This is a genomic window from Microcoleus anatoxicus (genome assembly GCF_042465725.1).
Classification (GTDB): Bacteria; Cyanobacteriota; Cyanobacteriia; order Cyanobacteriales; family Microcoleaceae; genus Microcoleus; species Microcoleus anatoxicus.
Window position 1 is genome coordinate 728,694 of the sequence record NZ_CP120853.1, and the last position, 18,808, is coordinate 747,501.

The 18,808-nt window shown below is 43.2% G+C and carries 20 protein-coding genes and 1 pseudogene; 11 read left to right on the plus strand and 10 right to left on the minus strand.

Annotated elements, in window-relative coordinates; genetic code table 11:
- The first annotated feature begins 46 nt into the window (after positions 1 to 46).
- Together P2A85_RS03050 and P2A85_RS03055 are read left to right on the plus strand one after the other, a co-directional pair.
- Complete coding sequence (locus tag P2A85_RS03050) at positions 47 to 442, plus strand: response regulator (RefSeq protein WP_377477460.1); 396 nt, start codon at positions 47 to 49, stop codon at positions 440 to 442.
- Positions 439 to 1,782: an adenylate/guanylate cyclase domain-containing protein gene (locus tag P2A85_RS03055; protein WP_377477461.1), complete on the plus strand. Its 1,344-nt coding sequence runs from the start codon at positions 439 to 441 to the stop codon at positions 1,780 to 1,782. The genes P2A85_RS03050 and P2A85_RS03055 overlap by 4 nt, the downstream gene beginning before the upstream one ends.
- 77 nt (positions 1,783 to 1,859) lie before the next feature.
- Here the strand turns inward: P2A85_RS03055 and P2A85_RS03060 are convergent, their stop codons facing one another.
- From P2A85_RS03060 to P2A85_RS03070, 3 genes are all read right to left on the minus strand, one after another.
- Positions 1,860 to 2,741 (minus strand): hypothetical protein, encoded by an 882-nt coding sequence (locus P2A85_RS03060; RefSeq protein WP_377477463.1) that lies wholly within the window; start codon positions 2,739 to 2,741, stop codon positions 1,860 to 1,862.
- Positions 2,742 to 2,904: 163 nt separating this feature from the next.
- Positions 2,905 to 3,510: a DUF1517 domain-containing protein gene (locus P2A85_RS03065; protein ID WP_377477465.1), complete on the minus strand. Its 606-nt coding sequence runs from the start codon at positions 3,508 to 3,510 to the stop codon at positions 2,905 to 2,907.
- Between the two features lie 147 nt (positions 3,511 to 3,657).
- Positions 3,658 to 4,170 carry a hypothetical protein gene (locus P2A85_RS03070; protein ID WP_377477467.1) on the minus strand — a complete coding sequence of 171 codons (513 nt, stop codon included), beginning with the start codon at positions 4,168 to 4,170 and terminating at the stop codon, positions 3,658 to 3,660.
- A 404-nt stretch (positions 4,171 to 4,574) separates the two neighbouring features.
- On the opposite strand from P2A85_RS03070, the gene rfbB reads away from it, so the two are divergent.
- From rfbB to P2A85_RS03090, 4 genes are all read left to right on the plus strand, one after another.
- On the plus strand, positions 4,575 to 5,681 hold the full coding sequence (rfbB, locus tag P2A85_RS03075; protein ID WP_377477469.1) for a dTDP-glucose 4,6-dehydratase: 1,107 nt from the start codon (positions 4,575 to 4,577) through the stop codon (positions 5,679 to 5,681).
- Positions 5,682 to 6,091: 410 nt separating this feature from the next.
- Positions 6,092 to 6,940 carry a cyanoexosortase A gene (gene crtA, locus P2A85_RS03080; protein WP_377477471.1) on the plus strand — a complete coding sequence of 283 codons (849 nt, stop codon included), beginning with the start codon at positions 6,092 to 6,094 and terminating at the stop codon, positions 6,938 to 6,940.
- Complete coding sequence (locus P2A85_RS03085) at positions 6,940 to 7,608, plus strand: cyanoexosortase A system-associated protein (protein WP_377477472.1); 669 nt, start codon at positions 6,940 to 6,942, stop codon at positions 7,606 to 7,608. The genes crtA and P2A85_RS03085 overlap by 1 nt, the downstream gene beginning before the upstream one ends.
- A gap of 44 nt (positions 7,609 to 7,652) precedes the next feature.
- Positions 7,653 to 8,330, plus strand: a complete 678-nt coding sequence (locus tag P2A85_RS03090; RefSeq protein ID WP_377477473.1) for an HpsJ family protein — start codon at positions 7,653 to 7,655, stop codon at positions 8,328 to 8,330.
- A gap of 234 nt (positions 8,331 to 8,564) precedes the next feature.
- On the opposite strand, the gene P2A85_RS03095 is transcribed toward P2A85_RS03090, so the two are convergent.
- The gene (locus P2A85_RS03095; RefSeq protein ID WP_377477474.1) at positions 8,565 to 9,221 is read right to left on the minus strand and encodes a cofactor assembly of complex C subunit B; all 657 of its coding nucleotides are present in this window, start codon (positions 9,219 to 9,221) and stop codon (positions 8,565 to 8,567) included.
- 105 nt (positions 9,222 to 9,326) lie between these two features.
- Positions 9,327 to 10,058: a response regulator transcription factor RpaB gene (rpaB, locus tag P2A85_RS03100; RefSeq protein ID WP_340525754.1), complete on the minus strand. Its 732-nt coding sequence runs from the start codon at positions 10,056 to 10,058 to the stop codon at positions 9,327 to 9,329.
- A 166-nt stretch (positions 10,059 to 10,224) separates the two neighbouring features.
- On the opposite strand from rpaB, the gene radA reads away from it, so the two are divergent.
- Together radA and P2A85_RS03110 are read left to right on the plus strand one after the other, a co-directional pair.
- Positions 10,225 to 11,775, plus strand: a complete 1,551-nt coding sequence (gene radA, locus P2A85_RS03105) for a DNA repair protein RadA (RefSeq protein ID WP_377477475.1) — start codon at positions 10,225 to 10,227, stop codon at positions 11,773 to 11,775.
- 209 nt (positions 11,776 to 11,984) lie between these two features.
- A pseudogene (locus P2A85_RS03110) lies at positions 11,985 to 13,278 on the plus strand (RNA-guided endonuclease InsQ/TnpB family protein).
- 23 nt (positions 13,279 to 13,301) lie between these two features.
- Here the strand turns inward: P2A85_RS03110 and P2A85_RS03115 are convergent.
- Positions 13,302 to 14,738: an NB-ARC domain-containing protein gene (locus P2A85_RS03115; RefSeq protein ID WP_377477476.1), complete on the minus strand. Its 1,437-nt coding sequence runs from the start codon at positions 14,736 to 14,738 to the stop codon at positions 13,302 to 13,304.
- A gap of 233 nt (positions 14,739 to 14,971) precedes the next feature.
- Here P2A85_RS03115 and P2A85_RS03120 point away from each other — a divergent pair, with 233 nt between their 5' ends.
- Entirely contained in the window at positions 14,972 to 15,481 is a 510-nt protein-coding gene (locus tag P2A85_RS03120) for a hypothetical protein (RefSeq protein ID WP_377477478.1), read from the plus strand.
- A 33-nt stretch (positions 15,482 to 15,514) separates the two neighbouring features.
- Positions 15,515 to 16,045 carry a hypothetical protein gene (locus P2A85_RS03125; RefSeq protein WP_377477480.1) on the plus strand — a complete coding sequence of 177 codons (531 nt, stop codon included), beginning with the start codon at positions 15,515 to 15,517 and terminating at the stop codon, positions 16,043 to 16,045.
- A 91-nt stretch (positions 16,046 to 16,136) separates the two neighbouring features.
- Here the strand turns inward: P2A85_RS03125 and P2A85_RS03130 are convergent, their stop codons facing one another.
- The 4 genes from P2A85_RS03130 to P2A85_RS03145 form a co-directional block, all read right to left on the minus strand.
- Positions 16,137 to 16,601: a DUF433 domain-containing protein gene (locus tag P2A85_RS03130; protein WP_377477481.1), complete on the minus strand. Its 465-nt coding sequence runs from the start codon at positions 16,599 to 16,601 to the stop codon at positions 16,137 to 16,139.
- A 76-nt stretch (positions 16,602 to 16,677) separates the two neighbouring features.
- Entirely contained in the window at positions 16,678 to 17,100 is a 423-nt protein-coding gene (locus P2A85_RS03135; protein ID WP_377477483.1) for a putative toxin-antitoxin system toxin component, PIN family, read from the minus strand.
- The gene (locus tag P2A85_RS03140; RefSeq protein ID WP_377477484.1) at positions 17,097 to 17,483 is read right to left on the minus strand and encodes a hypothetical protein; all 387 of its coding nucleotides are present in this window, start codon (positions 17,481 to 17,483) and stop codon (positions 17,097 to 17,099) included. Before P2A85_RS03140 ends, P2A85_RS03135 begins: the two co-directional genes overlap by 4 nt.
- Before the next feature lie 218 nt (positions 17,484 to 17,701).
- Entirely contained in the window at positions 17,702 to 17,911 is a 210-nt protein-coding gene (locus P2A85_RS03145; RefSeq protein WP_377477485.1) for a type II toxin-antitoxin system HicB family antitoxin, read from the minus strand.
- 120 nt (positions 17,912 to 18,031) lie between these two features.
- On the opposite strand from P2A85_RS03145, the gene P2A85_RS03150 reads away from it, so the two are divergent.
- Positions 18,032 to 18,793, plus strand: a complete 762-nt coding sequence (locus tag P2A85_RS03150) for a Uma2 family endonuclease (protein WP_377477486.1) — start codon at positions 18,032 to 18,034, stop codon at positions 18,791 to 18,793.
- The last annotated feature ends 15 nt before the right edge of the window (positions 18,794 to 18,808 follow it).

Consider the following 18,808-nt stretch of genomic DNA (forward strand, 5'->3'; position numbering starts at 1 on the left):
CGATTACCGATTACCAATTACCAATTACCCTTACCAATTAATTACCATGTCTAAACCTGTAATTTTGTGTGTTGATGATGAAGCCGTGATTTTAGAAAGTTTGAAGGCTCAATTGAGAAAAGCATTAGGCAGTTCCTATGTTTATGAAGTAGCCCAAGATGCTGAAGAAGCATTAGATATTATTGATGAATTAAATGAAGATGATGTGAGCATTTTATTGATTGTCTCCGATTGGCTGATGCCAGGAATGAAAGGCGACGAATTTATGATTCGCGTGCATCAAAAATTCCCTAATATTGTCAAAATTTTATTGACAGGACAGGCCGATCAAAAAGCGATCGATCGAGCTTATGCAGCAGCTAATTTACATCAATGTTTGTTTAAACCCTGGTCGGAAAAAGAGTTGATCGAGACGGTCAAGTCTGGATTAGAAAAATTATGACAAAATTTTATAAAAAACCTGTGATTGTTTGTGTAGATGATGAAGTTACTATTTTAACGAGTTTGAAATCGGAACTGAGAAAAGCTTTCGGAGAGGAGTATAGAATCGAAATTGCTGAAGGGGGTGAGGATGCCTTAGAGTTACTGGCAGAATTAATTGAAGAGGGTGATGAAATTCCCTTGATTATTTCCGATTACATTATGCCGGATATGAAGGGAGACGAACTATTGCGTCGCGTTCACGAAATTTCCCCAAAAACCCTGAAAGTAATGCTGACTGGGCAAGCTACTATTGAAGCGGTTGCTAATGCGGTCAAATACGCTAAGCTTTATCGTTACATCGGTAAACCTTGGCAGGATGAAGATTTAAGACTAACGGTAACAGAAGCAATCCACAGTTATAGTCAAGATAAACAACTGGCACAAAAAAATTATCAACTTATAGAAATGAATCAAGAGTTAGAAACCCTGACTCGCAGGCAAGCTAAACTAATTGCAGAACTTCAAGAAAAAGAAAGTTATTTACAAGCACTTAATGAATCTTTTTTACGTTTTGTTCCTCGTCAGTTTCTTCAGTTATTAAAAAAAACTAGCTTTCTTGATATTCAATTAGGGGAACAAATTCAGCAAGAAATTTCGGTGTTATTTTCAGATATTCGAGATTTTACAAGTTTATCAGAAAGGATGACACCGGATGATAATTTTAAATTTATTAATGGTTATCTCTCGCGGATGGAACCCGCGATTATCGAAAATCATGGGTTTATTGATAAATATATTGGTGATGCGATCATGGCTTTATTTAGTGGAGAGGCGGATCGGGCAGTCACAGGTGGAATTGCTATGCTACAAAGGCTAGCGGACTATAATACCACGCGCACGAGACCCGAACGTCCGCCGATTAAAATTGGCATTGGCATTAATACGGGGATATTAATACTGGGAACTGTGGGTGGTGCATCTCGGATGGATGGAACTGTCATCGGCGATGCGGTGAATTTAGCATCTCGTTTGGAGGGATTAACTAAAGAGTACGGCGTGCCTTTGCTGATTAGCGATCGCACATTTCGAGCTTTAAAAAATCCTGAAAATTATGACATTCGTTTGATCGATCGCGTTCGAGTCAAGGGGAAATCGGAACAGGTAGGCGTGTATGAAGTTTTCAATGCCGATCCCCCGGAATTGCGAGAAGGGAAGTTAGCCATGCAAAACAATTTTGAACGGGCGATCGTTTCTTATCATGCCTCTGATAAAGAGGTGGCAATTCAACTGTTAGAGCAATGTTTGCAAGCCAATCCTGGGGATACAGTGGCTAGAATGTATTGGCAACGCTGTCAGTAAATTGACCATGATATTTAAAATACCCGACTTTTGGAACAAATCGGGTATCGATTGGCGATCGCCCACTAATCTCGAACCTAACGCCTTCTACGGCTTCCGAAAGCAGGACTCCGACTGGGTGTACGAGAGTTTCCACCGCTACCAAAACTTGGAGTGCGCCTTTGCTGCGGGGAAGTTGGTTTTGTCGATCGTCTCAAAGTGCTGCCACCATAACCCGAACCGGTCGATCGATTGGCATTGGGCGGTACTGGGCGACGAGTTGCTGGGGTGTTGGATGTGGGCGATCGTAAGCGGCCAGTAGTCCTTAAAGCTTGACGGTTTCTGACAGCGGCTGGGGGGGCTTGATAGCGAGTTTGATATTGGTTAACAGCCTCGCGGTAAGTGTTACCGTACCCGCCATATCCTGTGAGAATCACTCCCGGCTGATAGACTGGTGGCACATAATATCGCGGTGTGAATAACAAACTGCCGATCGCCTGGCCGGCCAATGCCCCAGCAAACGGAGCCCAGAAACCAGATTGCTGTCTCACTACCACTGTTTGTGGCTGACCTGTTTGAGGATTACTGACTGTTTCGGTCACGTTATGAACGTACTCTATTTTAAAATCTTCAGTCAAATGCAAACTGGTTTTATCTTTTTGTAAATTCAGATAACTTTTTTTACCTTGGGATATTTCCTCATCCGTTAACCTAGCCATTTGCAAATCTCTCGATCGATAAATAGAGGAAGTACCGGGGGGAGTATTGAGTAACATCAAACTATATTCCCCCTCAGTATCGTCGTAGGTAGCTTGCTGTAAGGGATATTGACCTTGACTTAAATTATTATTGCTAGGGGGGGCAGAACGGACAGTATTAACATTCTGATTTGCTTCTGGCGTGGGAGTGGTAGAACCACAGGCTATAGTGGTCACGCACAATGTTAAAGCCATGAAATAAACTATCAATCTTCGCAGCATAAATACTAATTTGAATTGGTTATTTGTTATTTGTTGTTTGTTATTGGTTATTTGTTAGTTGTTATTTGTGATTTTATGCAAAGTCTAACTAATAACTAATGACTACTAACTAATGACTACTAACTAATGACTAATGACTAATGACTACTAACTAATGACTTCCCTAGAGAGGAATGAGCTCGGAAAAATTCACCAACAATTGATCGTTAGTAAGTTCGTCTCCCAACTGTGCGGGCGAAAAGTGAATTTGGATAGCTCTGAGCCTTTGCTGATAGTGTAAATTAATCAGTGCTTTTAAACCCTGTTTTAGGGCGCTGATGTCTGCGAGGTCTGTTTCCAGTTGGGGAACTTCGCCTTCATAGGCCACTGTCAGCATCACCACGACATTTCTAGTCACCGGCAAAGATAAGGGAGAATTGCGATCGTCCACAGAGTTGCTGTATTGAGGTTCGCTCAGATAGCGTTCTGCTGAATCTGTAAACAGTTCATCTACATAATCGCCTGCTTCCCCTTCATCCCAAAAAACGTCACCTTCGTTGGCCGCTGATTGCCAGTAGTTATCGTACTGCAATAGATGATTGCAAACTTCTACCAAGCCTTCTCCGAGGACTGTTAAATCCCCATCGGCGTCTATGGCATCTCTGGCAGTGCTGTTGAGAACTCCCAACAATGGTGCAACTTCTTCACCACTGAGGTGAATGAATACGCGACAAACTGCAAATCGCGTTTTACCTGTGAATTGATTGAATCGATCGCCCCAAGCATTCATAACATATGATTTTAATCTATAGTTATATATTTTACAATTTAAACTGAAAAATTTTTGTCTATCTTGTGAGGGATTTTTAGTAGTACGTAAGTAGCTGAAGTAAATCGGAACTCCGATTTACTCCAAATTGGTGCTACCACAAGATTACTATTGGACGATCGCACTTGGGGCAGATGCGATCGGGCGAGACGATCCCAAATCCAGTTCGCCACCTGGTGCTTCCGGGTGTTCCCGAACTACTCCCAGGGGTGATGCACTTTCAGTTGCAGCCATCGGGGACTCGGATTCAGCATCCGTGGGAACTTCCAGGTATGCTTCCATCGATTCATCGGCGATCGACTCTTGAAAAACTTCAAAATTATCACTCATGGCAGCGCAAGCAGCCTGAGCCCGCTTGCCTACGCGGTAACTCATGTAAGCAGCACCACCGCCCAAAACCCCAGCTAAGCCGAGAAAACCCAAAGCTAATGTTTTGTAAGATTTACAGGGATTCATTTGAGCCTGGCCACCGGAACCAACTAGGGTTGTTCCAGAACCAGATTGAGCAGCATTGGATTTGCTGTAGGGACAAGGAAAAGCCAATGCTGCGTCGCCTAGTGCAATACTGCTGGCGATCGCAACGGTGGAAGCAATGCCAGCTAACACTTGAAACTTTTTCATGGTGCTCTGGATTTTGTAAAGGATAATTAAAAAAATAATGGTAACAGCTCTTCACAAATCTATCAACTCTCAGAGCACCCACAATCGCTACTCGATCGGCAAATATCCACAATCAACAGCAATCACCACTGCCAATTGCGTGTCCCAACAAACAACCCAAAGCCTTGTCTGGCAAGCATTTGAGCGAATACAGAGGTGTTGCTTTCCGGAGGTGTCGCCCAGAGTGCGATCGCACCCCCCATGAAAAAATCTGATATCAAAGAGTAGAAAATTTAATTACACAGTGACAAATACTTGGTGACAAACTACTTTTAAGGTTATTTTTGAAAAGACTTAGTTATTGCAAGCAATGTCAGTAACTCAGGTCTAAAGACGCTGAGTTTCCCACTTACCGGACTTTTTTTATGACAGACAGCAAGGATCAAGGCCAAGTACGATCGCCTCGTCGATTGTTGGTAACAGGTGGCGCTGGATTTATCGGCTCCAATTTTGTACATCACTGGTGCAGTAGTTATCCCGGCGATCGGGTAGTGGTACTCGATGCTCTCACCTATGCAGGAAACAGAAAAACCCTAGACAGTTTGGAAGGGGGAGAAAATTTTCGGTTTGTACAAGGGGATATTTGCGATCGGGCCCTGATCGATACCTTACTTCAAACCGAAAACATCAACACAGTCGCCCATTTTGCAGCAGAATCTCACGTCGATCGATCGATTATCGGGCCTGCCGCCTTTGTCCAAACAAACGTTGTCGGAACCTTCACCCTTCTCGAAGCCTTCCGCAAGCATTTTGAAGCAATAGACGACTTGTCTCTCAAAGCACAAATGCGCTTTCTCCATGTTTCCACGGACGAAGTTTATGGCAGTCTTGGCCCCGACGACCCAGCATTTACTGAAACAACAGCCTACGAACCCAATAGTCCCTACTCAGCCTCAAAAGCCGGTAGCGACCACCTCGCCCGCGCCTATTTCCATACCTACGGTGTCCCCACAATTATCACCAATTGCTCTAACAATTACGGTCCCTATCACTTCCCCGAAAAGCTAATTCCATTAATGTGCATCAATATGCTTTTGGGCAAACCATTGCCCGTTTATGGCGACGGTCAAAACGTCCGAGATTGGCTATATGTACTCGACCACTGCCGAGCTTTAGATGCCGTAATCCACGACGGTAAGCCCGGAGAAACTTATAATGTAGGAGGCAACAACGAAGTAAAAAATCTCGATTTAGTCAAGATGCTATGCCAACTAATGGACGAGTTGGCAGAAGATTTACCCGCCCGTCCCTGCGAACAATTAATCACCTTTGTCAAAGACAGAGCCGGACACGATCGACGTTATGCTATTGATGCAACCAAAATTAAAAATGACCTAAATTGGACTCCTTCAGTCACAGTAGAGGAAGGTTTGCGGCGTACTGTGGAATGGTATTTAGCCAATCGCGATTGGTGGGAGCCACTGCTGTCGGAAGAATATCAGAGTTACTACCGCAAAGTCTACACTAATTAGTCAGTAGTCAGTAGTCAGTAGTCAGTAGTCAGTAGTCAGTAGTCAGTAGTCAGTAGTCAGTAGTCAGTAGTCAGTAGTCAGTAGTCAGTAGTCAGTAGTCAGTAGTCAGTAGTCAGTAGTCAGTAGTCAGTAGTCAGTAGTCAGTAGTCAGTAGTCAGTAGTCAGTAGTCAGTAGTCAGTAGTCAGTAGTCAGTAGTCAGTAGTCAGTAGTTATTGGTTATTAGTTATTAGTTGGCTGTTATTTGTTATTGTTATTAATTAGTGGTTGGTAATCATTAGTTAGTAGCTCCAATAACCAATAACCAATAACTAATAACCCATAACCAATAACTAATAACTAATAACCCATAACCAATAACGAATAACCAATAACAAATAATGAAAGCTTCCACTACAAAGAGAAAGCAACAATGACCGAAATGAAATGGATCGATCGCCTCCTGGAACCTAAATACTGGCTGTTAGGCATAGCCTCCGGTTTGATTGTCATACACCTGACTCTCACTGCTAGAACAGACAGTACAGACCTATTCGGCACAATGTTACTCTTCTGGGGAGTCGTAGCATTTCTCATCTGGGAAAGACACGAAACCTTAACTTTAGAAAGCGGAATTTTTAGCAGTTGCTTTGCAGCATCATTAATTGCTTTCATATTGCTCAAAAGTTCGTCCATATATGGCTACGACTTTTTTATCAGGATAACACCTTTCTTATCTGGCATCAGTCTGGCTTTGCTAGCTTCTGGAACCAAAGGACTGAAACAATATTGGCAAGAACTTCTGATTCTCGCCTATACAGGTATTCCTCCCGGTCTCATCGGAGTATTTATTAATGTTGCCCTATTAACCGCTAAATTTTCCGCTTTCATCCTCCACTATTTAGGATTTGAAGTTGTTCGTCAAGGAGTATTTCTCATTCTAGAAAAAGGCAGTGTGGAGGTATATCATGGCTGTTCGGGAGTGAATGCAATCTTACAATTATTAGGACTAGCAATCGTGTTTTTACTAATGTTTCCTACAACCAACACACAAAAAATTGTAGTCCCCATCATTGCAGTCCTTATTGGATTTGTAGTCAATGCAGCCAGAGTTGCTCTCATGGCTGTACTGGTATCACTATCTCAACCGGAAGCATTTAAATACTGGCATGAAGGAAATGGGTCAGTAATTTTTTCAATGATTGCAGTCTTCCTGTTCGGGTTATTCTGTTGGTTGGCAATCTTGCAAGACACGCCCCATCAAAAAACAACTAATCACTAATGGCTATTACCTATTGGAAAACAGCGAGAATTTCAATTTTAGCGGTTACTTTTACAGGGGTTTTATTAGTTATAGGAAGATTGACACTATCTCCATCGACCGGTAATTTTTCCCTGACCCCCTTTGATTTTCCAGAGTCCGTACCTCTAACTGATTGGCAAATGCAGGAGAGTACACCTCTGAAAATTAGCGATACTTCTCAAATCAAAGTTGGGCGAAAGTATGAATATCAAAAAAATAACACTACTCTAGAAATAGAGATGCGTTATGTGGTTGGAACCAGCGGAGATGTTGAAAATATGATGAAGGGACATACTATTCTCAAGTCGTCTCCTGGTAAACTAGCATTGGCAGAAACTCAAGGTGTGGGTTTTTACGGAATTTTGCCCCAGCACAATCGACTATACCTGAGTTCCTGCATAAATCCCCGCGGCCGTGCTACAGTGACAGCCGAACAGTTTAGATACAACCGAAATACTCGTGACTGGAATTTCAACCGCATTTTGTTTTGGCTATTGGGTAAGGGAAATATTCAAGATCAGCGCTGTTTGTGGACCCAAATGTCTATACCTTTGGACCAAACAAATCGTGAAGATGCCAAGAAAATTCTAGAGAATGCTTGGGTTTCTTGGTATGGGTGGTGGCAGCCCAGATTTCCCGAACCTTAAGTCAAGTCAAGAGAGATTGTTCTTAACAACAGGCGTATTATTTTATGAATGACATACAAGGCGAGCAAGGTTTTTCTATATACAGGCTGCGTTGGATTGGCTACGGTCTATTAATTTTGTCATTATTAGATACGATAGCTGTTCTGATACCAGCCAATTTTGGCAATCGTGTGTGGGAATTGCAGACGATTGGGGCTGTGGTAGAACGAGTACCAGTTCCTCTGTTGGCCATGACCCTCATATTTTTTGGAGAAGGTTACGAGCGCAGAAGCTTGGAAGACATCTTTTTGAAGTTTTTGTCTTGGATTTGTCTGTTACTGGCCCTGGTATTTCTGTTAATGCTACCCTTGGGGCTTTTTGGCACTATTTATGTCAACAATCAAAACAATAAACAGATTACCAATCAAGCAAACCAACAATTAGCTCAGTTGCAGCAAGTGGAAGAAAGGCTGAATAAGGGTAGTCCCGAAGACTTAAAGAATTTGGGAACTGAACTAAATCGCCTGGGAGTAGCAGCGGATACGCAAAACCCCCAGGAATTGAAAACTAAAATTCTTTCGAGAATTACTCCGGCGAAGGAACGTTTGCAGGCCCAAAGCGCAGTGGTGCAGTCAAATCAGCGCTTGGGGCTATTCAAAAATGCGATTAAGTGGCTGTTGGGGGCGCTGATTTCTAGCGTTTTGTTTTTTATGCTGTGGCGCGGTACTGATTGGGCTCGATAGTAGTGTTGAGTGAATTGATATCCTGATGTCAAATCCGGGTATGATATTAAATCCTCTCTTCATCCGAACTATTCAGAGTTCTATTCTCGGACTCTGTGTCCTCTGTGTTCTCTGTGGTTAAATCATTCCGCTTCAACGGTCAACGATAGGATACCCCGTGAATGCCTTGGTAAAAGTAAGGTGCATCGCGATCGACTATTCTGGCTATAGGCCAGGATTCTGTAGCGACGCGCCTTACTTGTTTGCTATTAAATGTTGATTCAGGGTATGTTCTAATTTCTCGGCAATGCCTTCAACCCAATTTTCATCTTGTTTTGTATAGCTGCGGGGCGCGTTAGCACCTAAAATTAAAACGCCTTGATTGCCGATGGGCTGACAGATAACTCCTTGGGTATTTTCGGGTAAATAGTCAAATTCGATTTTGCCGGGATAAATATTCAGATTTACTAAATAAACTGGTTTGTTTTTGTCGAATACTCGCTGCAAAATTGGCCCTGGTTTGACTTCGGGATTGATGCCTAAAATGCCGCGTCGCAATAGGACTTTTCCTTGATACAAAATCACGATCGCCCTTGTGGCCGTATTTGTCAATAGCAAACGGGAGGCCCAAGCCAATTCTATTTTCACCACATCCGGCAAATCCGGCGCAAATTCAAAACCTTCTTCGCCAATGAGTTGGACTGAATCGGGCGATCGCGCCTGCACCTGCTGCCATAGCAAACCTGTTAAAATCAGTACAGCACTGATAATGACCCCCAGAGCATCGGAGCGAGCTTGAGAATCAGTGAGTTGCTCAGTCAGCAAGCGATTGACCATCAGCAGAGTACCGGCTAATCCTCCAGCCACTAAGGGTAACTGCCGCAAAACTCGATTTGGATCGGATTTAGTCATTTATCACAGAAGGAACAACGAAAAAGGTCAATACAAACTTTTGACGGTTGGCTGTTGGCGGTCAACAATTGCCACTGACAACCATCAACCGTCAACCCACTGACTTTAGCCAACTTCCCCAGGTTCGACAATGCGCTGGAACAGATAGCCGGTGCCACGGGCGGTGAGAATTAATTCAGGATTGCTGGGGTCATCCTCTAACTTGGCTCTCAAGCGAGAGATGTGAACGTCCACTACACGGGTGTCTACGTGGCGCTCAGGCGTATATCCCCAAACTTCCTGCAAAATTTCCGATCGCGAAAAAGGCTCTCCAGAACGGCTAACCAGCAGCTCTAACAAGCTGAATTCCATACCCGTAAGCCGAATCCGTTCGTCACCTTTATAAACTTGGCGTTTGTTGGTGTCAATCCGAATATTCGTTACCTGGATGACTCCCGAACTGGGAATTCCCGAAGCGCCGTTTTTATCAACTCTGCGCAGTACCGAACGGATGCGAGCTTCTAGTTCCTTGGGAGAAAAAGGTTTGACGACGTAATCGTCCGCGCCTAATTCTAAACCAGTGATGCGATCGGCTACATCTCCCAAAGCAGTTAGCATGATAATAGGCACATCAGATTCCTTCCGCAACTCCTGACAAACGCCATAGCCATCCAGCTTTGGCATCATCACGTCCAAAACCACTAAATCTGGTTCGGTGTTGCGAAATATATCGAGAGCTTCTTCACCGTCGGCTGCGGTGACAACATCATAGCCAATCATGGAAAGGCGAGTTTCCAGAATCCGCCGGATGCTGGCTTCGTCATCGACTACCAGAATTTTTTCTTTATGGTTTTCCAAGTTACTCAACACTCCTTAAGTTAAATTCGAGATAATGTTTATTTTTTTGTACTCTATTATTAAGACACAAACTGATCCGCCTGTGGCGATCGCTCTGAAAGCTTTATGATTGCTTTAGTTCAGACTTTGAAAGAATGTGTTCGGCAATTATTTATCATAGTAAACAATGCCAAAACCTCGAATACAATATATTTGTCGGGAATGTGGGTATGAGTCGCCACAATATTTTGGCAGATGTCCTAGCTGTCAGAAGTGGGATTCTTTCGACGAGCAGGTAGAACAATCTACCATTGCCGTACCACGGGCTGGTTTGACTGGGGTAACGACTAAGGCAGCAGGCGGTGCACCTCCTGATAAATCCAAGGGTCAACCCAGGGTATCTTTTAGATTATCGCAGATTGCTGACCAAACTCAATCTCGCTGGCCTTCGGGCTATGCTGAGTTCGATCGCGTGTTGGGAGGTGGTATTGTTCCCGGTTCCCTGGTATTGATTGGGGGGGAACCGGGGATTGGGAAATCGACGCTGTTGTTGCAGGTGGCGAATCAGTTGGCGCGCAAGGATCGCATACTGTATGTAAGTGCCGAGGAGTCTGGCCAGCAGGTGAAATTGCGATCGCAACGTTTGGGAGTGGCTAATCCGGTTGATTTGTCAAGTAAGAACTCTGATTTATCTGACAGTAACGGACACGCTAATAACGGGGCTGCTCAAACTGATTCTGAGGATCATTCAGCGGATAATTTCTACTTACTTCCAGAGACGGATTTAGAAGTTGTGTTGCGGGAATTGGAAGCCCTAAAACCGAATGTAGCAGTTATTGACAGTATCCAGACTATTTATTTTGCTAGTTTAACATCAGCACCAGGATCGGTGGCTCAGGTGCGGGAATGTACCTCGGCTTTGATGCAGGTGGCAAAAAGAGAAAATATTACGTTATTTATTGTAGGTCACGTTACCAAAGATGGAGGTTTAGCCGGGCCGAGGGTATTGGAACATTTAGTAGATACTGTACTATATTTTGAGGGCGATCGCTTTGCTTCCCATCGACTGTTGCGATCGATGAAAAACCGTTTCGGTGCAACTCATGAAATCGGAGTCTTTGAAATGGTAGCCGAGGGATTGCGAGAAGTAGACAATCCATCGGAGTTATTTTTAGGAAATCGGGACGAGTTTTCCCCCGGTACATCAACGACAGTGACTTGCGAAGGAACGAGACCAATTTTAGTAGAAATTCAAGCCTTAGTCAGCCCTGCGAGTTTTGGTTCGCCCCGCCGTTCTACCACGGGAGTGGATAATAGTAGATTGCAACAAATTTTAGCAGTTTTGGAAAAAAGAGTTGGGATTCCCCTGTCGAAATTAGATACAATTGTAGCATCCGTGGGAGGGTTGAAGGTAGAAGAACCGGCTGCGGATTTGGCAGTGGCGATCGCCGTTGTAGCCAGTTTTCGCGATCGCATAGTTGATGCTAGGACAGTGTTACTAGGAGAAGTCGGTTTAGGCGGACAAGTTCGGCCTGTTTCTCAATTAGAATTAAGGCTGAGAGAAGCCGCGAAACTAGGTTTTAAAAGAGCAATTATTCCCAAGAATCAACCAGTGCCAGATTTGGGGATGCAGATTCTGCCAGTCGCCAAAGTAATTGATGCAATCATTGCAGCTATTCCCGCAACTCCAAGTCAATTGCAGTCCCTTGAAGTCGAGGAAATGGAAGAAATGGAGTAAGATCAATTTCATAAAGTAGCGCTACATATCTACCCCCCCAACCCCCCCGATGCCTTGGGGGGGCTTTGAACTAAATCTGTAGTAGGACTTTATGAAAATGGTATTGTAAAACTTCATTGAGTTTATAAGCAATTATAAACAATAATGGTATTATATTGTTGTGAGTGTTGAATCAGGAATACGCATAACCCAAAAAACGCAAGTCTCAAATGCAACTAACTCCAGAGGCACATCATTAAATCAACGTCACACCGTTTCGCCCAAATTGACGAACTAGCTTTCAAGTCCAAAAACCTCTACAATGCCGCCAATTACGTCATTCGTCAGAGTTTTATTTATGGGTGGGGCTATGTCAACTACAACGAAATGAACCGATTGATGAAGTCTCACGAAGCATATAAGGCAATGCCAGCTAAAGTAAGTCAGCAAATCTTGATGGTGCTAGACAAGAATTGGAAATCGTTTTTTGAAGCCGTTAAAGCTTACAAAGTTGATTCTTCAAAATTCACGGGTAGCCCAAAATTGCCAAAGTACAAAGATAAGACTAAAGGGCGAAATCTTCTCGTCTACACGATTCAAGCAATTAGCAGCAAACAGTTGAAGAAAGGAATTATCAAGCTTTCCGGCACTGAACTTTCAATTAAAACCCAACTCAATCCCAACCAGATTTGTCAAGTTAGGCTGGTTCCAAAATGTGATTCCTATGTAATTGAGGTGATTTATGATGCTTGTACTGAGGGTAGTCGAAGTGAACCGGAGTCCACCCTTGGCAATGCCAACTCTGTAGCTAGTATTGATTTGGGACTGGATAATTTAGTGGCGTTAACTTCAAATCAGCCGGGATTTATCCCTTTGTTGATTAACGGGCGACCATTAAAATCGATTAACCAGTTCTATAACAAACGCAAATCCCGATTACAATCCCAGTTAAAAGGGAATCGTCAAACCTCACCCAGGATTCAGCGATTAACTCGCTGTCGCAATCAGAAAGTTGATAATTACTTGCATCATGCTAGTTGTGTGATTGTTGCGATTTTAAATACCAAACAAATTGGGACGCTAGTAATTGGTAAGAATGCACAGTGGAAAAATGAAATTGCTCTCGGTTCGCAAACCAACCAAAACTTTGTTAGTATTCCTCACTCTCGATTAATTGAAATGTTGGAGTACAAAGCTCGGTTGGTGGGAATCACAGTAATTGTGCAGGAAGAATCCTTTACATCGCGGGCAAGTTTTTTGGGTTTAGACTCAATCCCTGTCTACGGGAAAACAGAAAAAGAGCCCATGTTTACAGGGAAGCGTATTCAGCGAGGTTTGTACAAAACATCGACTGGTCAGTTAATCAATTCTGATATCAACGCTTCGTACAACATCCTCAGAAAAGCAATCCCAAATGCCTTCAGCGATGGGATAGAGAGCTGTGTAGTTCAGCCGAGGCGGGTTAATCCGCTCAAAGTAAAAGTGAAGGGGGAGGGACTTGAAGCCTCCCATGCCTATAAATGACTATACTTTTACCAGCTATAAGATCAAAGAATCATCTGAACATATTGTTTTAACACAGGTGGAATCGTGAAAACCGTTTCAGATTCACAGCTCAATTTTGCAATGATGCCCCGTCTGTCTAAAGATTGAATTGCTTTAAATAATTCGACCTGCGAACCTTGACATTTTGACATCAATAGGGTAAAGGAAACAGGTTCGGTTTCATTGCTGATTAGGGCGATCGCCTGTTTTTCTATTTCCGACAAGCGCTGATAGTGCTGCTGCAATATCGGTGTCAATTCGTCACTTAAAAACACTGGTTGATAGCTTAAATATTGAGATACTCTACCGCTAAATAAGTTGTTTATAGTTTGAGCGACTAATTTTAACCAGAGGGGATTACCTTGATAAAGCTCAATCAATTCTGGCCATTGTTCTTCATCCAATAAACCTTTTTCTCTCAGAATTTCTGTGGCGGCTTCACCTAAACCGGTTAATTGTAATAAACATACTGCTGAATTATCGTCGGTGAATGTGAGGATGTCTGAGGGAGGTTCCCAACTATTGAGGATTAAGCAGCTATTGTGGGGAATTTCGCCGATGAGTTTAAATAGGGTTCCGTAATTTTCATATCCGGGTTTATAAGAGCCGGAAAGTTGCCCGCTGCTGAGAATTTGCTGCACGTCATCGAGGATGATGAGACAGCGATTGTCTCGCAAATATTCGATTAGGATTGATAACTGAACATCGGTGTTTGTGGGGACAACCCTCTCTTCGCCCCCCCTTGGTAAGGGGGGGTTGGGGGGGTTTTGATTTGATAGAAATTGAATAATATTTTTAAGAGTTATTTCGAGGGGTGGGGAGGTGCGGAGACTGCGCCAGATGATGCGATCGAATTGAGTTTGAATTTGGGGGATGAGGTTACGGGCGATCGAGCTTTTGCCGGTGCCACTCATGCCTGTGATGGTGAGGAGGCGGCAGTTTTGGCGGGCGATCGCATTTCCGAGGGCGGTGAGGGGTGAGTTGGGGCGATCGTAGAATGTTCTGAGAGTCGGTGCATCTCTTAAATCGAGTCGCGGTTTTGGTTGGGTGTTGTCTTCATTTGAGGTTTGTGTAGGGGGTGAGTTTTGTGGAGCTTTTGGAGGGTGCGAGGTTTCTGTGCAGAAGTTATTGATGTTACCTTTTTCTACGAAATTTAAATTGAGGAAATTAGAAGAGTGAGAAATTTGATATCTTTCCATTGTGGAGCGCAAATTAGATTTCATTACATCTTCATCTAATATTTCTGAAAGAGTTTGCCATAACTTTGAGGCAACATTTCTGACATGGCGTTCAGTACAATGAACATCTTTAGAAATTTCGGAGTATCTTTTACCTTGCCACGTTCCCCGTACTACTGCCTGCTGCATATCGTCCAATCGTTTGCCCGTCTTAGCGAACACCAAGCCATCGGCAAACCTTAAGAGTTCTTGAACATCCATTGATTGGGTAGGTGTAGGAGGTTTTATCTATTCTATCAGACTTTTTCTGACGTTTAATGGCTAAGAAGGGCAAAATATGACTTTTAACGGCTAGCTAATTTTATTAACTCCTGGCAATTTGTGACATTATCCTACTTTACACTACATAAAAATTAACTTAAAATTAAATTAGGGGCTTTGAGACTCGTGAAATGTTCGTAAAAATTTTGTAATTTACAATAGGATAAAAAATCATGTCTAGTGCATTATCCCTACCTCAAGCTAATTTAAAAATGGCTCTCTGGCAAGTCGATGCTGATGCAATGAGTAGCAGCGACTTGTATGTGTGGTTAAATGATACCGGCTTGCCGCATGAAGTCTCGATCCGGCTGCATGAACTTGCCACATACACGAAAAAAGCTGGTAACAAAGTTTTACTCATCGGCAAAATTCTCCTCATTAAAATCATAGAATTTGTCAAAGCGCATCCCAATTTAGCCCTAGGGGCTGCTGTTGGCGTCGTTGTAGGAATTTTGGCAAATTCGATACCATTTGTCGGCCCCTTATTAGCACCTTTGGCAACAGTGCTGGGTATCCCAATTGGTGCAATAGCCGGCCACCGACTCGATCAACGCGCCCAAGGCAAAGAGGTGTCTGATGGAATTATTGGAATTGCTCAAGACATTATTGAGATTGCCAAAGCATTTTTTCAACTAATGATAGACGTTTTCAATACAATTTTCTGCAACGTCATCACTGCTTAACTGCCAAAATTAGCAAAAAAATTGAGGTCGAATATGTCGGCAAATAAAACGCCAACCAAAGAGCAAATTCTGAAGTCAATAGAGCAACTGGAAAAAAACCCACACGATAAATTAGGGATTTTAGCAGAAATTGGCATTGGTGCAGTGGGGGCTGCCGGTGCTGGTGCCGCGGTGGCAGCTTTCGGTGGTGCATCATTTTTCTTTGGGTTGTTTGCCGTTGCACCTCCCGTAGGATTAGTTGTTGGCGGTGCAGCTTTAGGTGCTGCTGCTCTTGTAGGGGTAAAACGAATGTTATTTGATGGCACTTTTGACGAGGGAAAACAAGCAGAAATGCTTAAACAGTTAAAAGAACAGCTAAGAGATGTTGAAGCCAAAGAAAGAGGCTCTAAGCTGCAAGACAGCGATAAAACTAAATTTATTGTTTCCTTGAAAGAACCCGTCAGGCTCGATTTAATTAGCCCGCAAGACGCTCAGGATTTAATTAGTGCCGTAGAAAACGGTAAAATGGCAATCAAAGAGGCGATTAAAATGGTTGAAGATGTGGTTAAAGCTGCTAAACCATAACTGCCTTCTGACTGCGTAACCTGGGAATGCTAAGTTGTAAGTCTGCGATCGCCCTTCTTTGAGTAAGCGTGCGATCGCACTTAATAACTAACTACTGATACTCTAATTCTTGCCATTCTCTATCTTCCTGGTAATGTTGCAACATTACTTCAGCTTGTTTTTCTAGAATATTTCGCCTCTCTTCTAGTGGCAATTGCATAAATTCTCGGCGACTGGGATAGTTTGCCATTGTTGTTACTTCCAAATCTATATCCGTCGGCTGCTGTTGAATCTTACGCGGATAATTCAACGCTTCTATTAGATCGCCCTCAGCTTCCTCCGCTGCAATATCAGCATCAACTTCCTCTCGGTTAGCATGGTAATAAGTCAAAGCTGCATAGACTTGGGTGAGAGTTAAATGCCCGACGCGATCGCCAATTTCTTCCGCATTCAAACCTTGCTTGTACCAAATAGCAATGCGACGGACTGTAACACCAGTTCCGGCAATAATTGGACAGCCACCATGTATGTCAGGCTGACGGCTAATTAAAGTTCCTATGTCGGTGATAGTTGACAAGATTTTTTCCTCGCCAATTTCTGATTGTTTTCTTATCTAGGATAGCACTGTCAGAGCAAGAGCGATCGCCTCCTAATTAATTCTCTGGAAAATAACGCTCCAAAAACTCCCTAGCCGTAACAACAGGAATTCCCTCATATTCCTGCAAAACTAACAAATCCCGATCGCCGGTAACAATCACATCAGCACCAGCAGCGATCGCAGTTCCTAAAATCATATTGTCATTAGCATCTCGTAACTCAGGCACGTTGATAGTAGAAATCGGATAAACTTCCACTAACTCTCGTGTTCCGCTCATTAAATCATTGAGATTCACTCTCAAAGCCTGAAGTTTAGAAAGAAATTTATCTTGACTCAATGTGCTTTGCAGTTCATCAAGCAACTCTTCAGAAGCACACACAGTAATTAGATAAACTTCTGCTAACTTTAATACTCTATCTGGTCTACCTCCCCACAACCAACCTGAGATAAAAATATTAGTATCCAGTACAACTTTCATTGTTGTGACTCTCTTTCCAAACGTTTCTCACGACGCACTTCCCTGACAAGTTCGCAAATTTCCTCCATTGTCATCGGATTAGGATCTGGTGGTAAAGACTCTCTACGCCGCCGGAGTTCCTCCCAGTCGAAACCTGCTACCTTTTGAAAAACAATATTATCTGCGGTGACAGTCACTGTATATCTATCCCCAGGCTTCAGTTGAGCTTCAATCTCAGCGGGAATTTCTAACTTACCGTCGGGGTTGACAGGAACAGTAATATTTGATTTCAGAATGTATTCTCGCAGGTGTTCGACAACTCTATCTTGCAGAGTTTCTGGCAAAGATTCCATGATTTTGACCAAAGTTGCGATCGCCCTTGATGACATAGCTTTATCCTCCATTGTTTATACGGCTAATTAAAGTTCCTATATCAGTGATAGTTGACAATATTTTTTCGTCACCCATTCCCGATCGTTCTTTTATCTAAAATAGCACTGTCAGAGCAAGAGCAGTAATTTAGGCACTCAATACCTCATACCATTTTCATAAAGTCCTACTACAGATGTAGTTCAAAGCCCCCCCTAGGCAAGGGGGGGTTGGGGGGGGTAGATATGTAGCGCTACTTTATGAAATTGGTATCAAATGTAGTTAGCAGACGGGGGGAAGTTTTAGGCAGAGGAAATTCTTCTAAATAAAGTTCCGTTGCTTCTTTGAGATTGGCGATCGCCTCTTCTATCGTTTCTCCTTGGCTAGCCGTTCCCACTTCAGGACACTCGGCTACATAAACATCCTCTTCCCAATAAACAATTGCCGTGAAAGTACAAGACATTTTTTTGCCAAATTCTTTCTACTCAATGTAGCATATTCAGCACCGTTTTTCAGTCGCGATCGCCCTTCCCATTCCTCCACATGATATAATTAAAACTATTGCAGCCCAAAGGTGAACGGCATGGTACAACAACTCATCCCACAAACAACACCACAACTCACCCCACAAACAACACCACAAATCATCTATCCCGACAGCGACGGTCAACCAATGGCAGACAACACCAAACAATTCCGCTGGATTGTCACAATCAAGGAAAACCTAGAAATCTTATTCGCGACTTTCGCTGACGTATTTATCGCCGGCGACCTACTCTGGTATCCCGTCGAAGGCGATAACAAAATTCGCAAAGCACCTGATATATTAGCAGTCTTTGGTAGACCAAAAGGAGACAGGGGTTCTTACAAACAATGGCAAGAAGATAATATTCCGCCTCAAGTGGTATTTGAAATATTATCCCCTGGAAATACCAGCACAGAAATGCTCAGAAAACTATTCTTCTATCAGAACTACGGAGTAGAAGAATATTATATCTATGACCCAGATACATTAGAATTTACAGGTTCTCAACGAGTAGGCGATCGCCTAGAAGAAATCCCAGAAATCAACGGTTGGGTTAGCCCCCGGTTGGGGATACGATTTCAACTCACATCAGAAACCCTCGAAATTTACCGCCCAGACGATCGCAAATTCCTCACTTCTGTAGAATTAGATCGACTGCGAGAACAGGAAAGCCAACGGGCCGATCGCGAACAACAAGAAAAAGAACTCGCTCAACAACAGCTAGAAGAAGAACGCACTCTGCGACAACAAGAACAGCAGCGCTATCAAGCTTTAATAGAATTGCTGCGAGAAAAAGGCATTGACCCCCAACAATTGTAAGAGCGATCGCCCGCC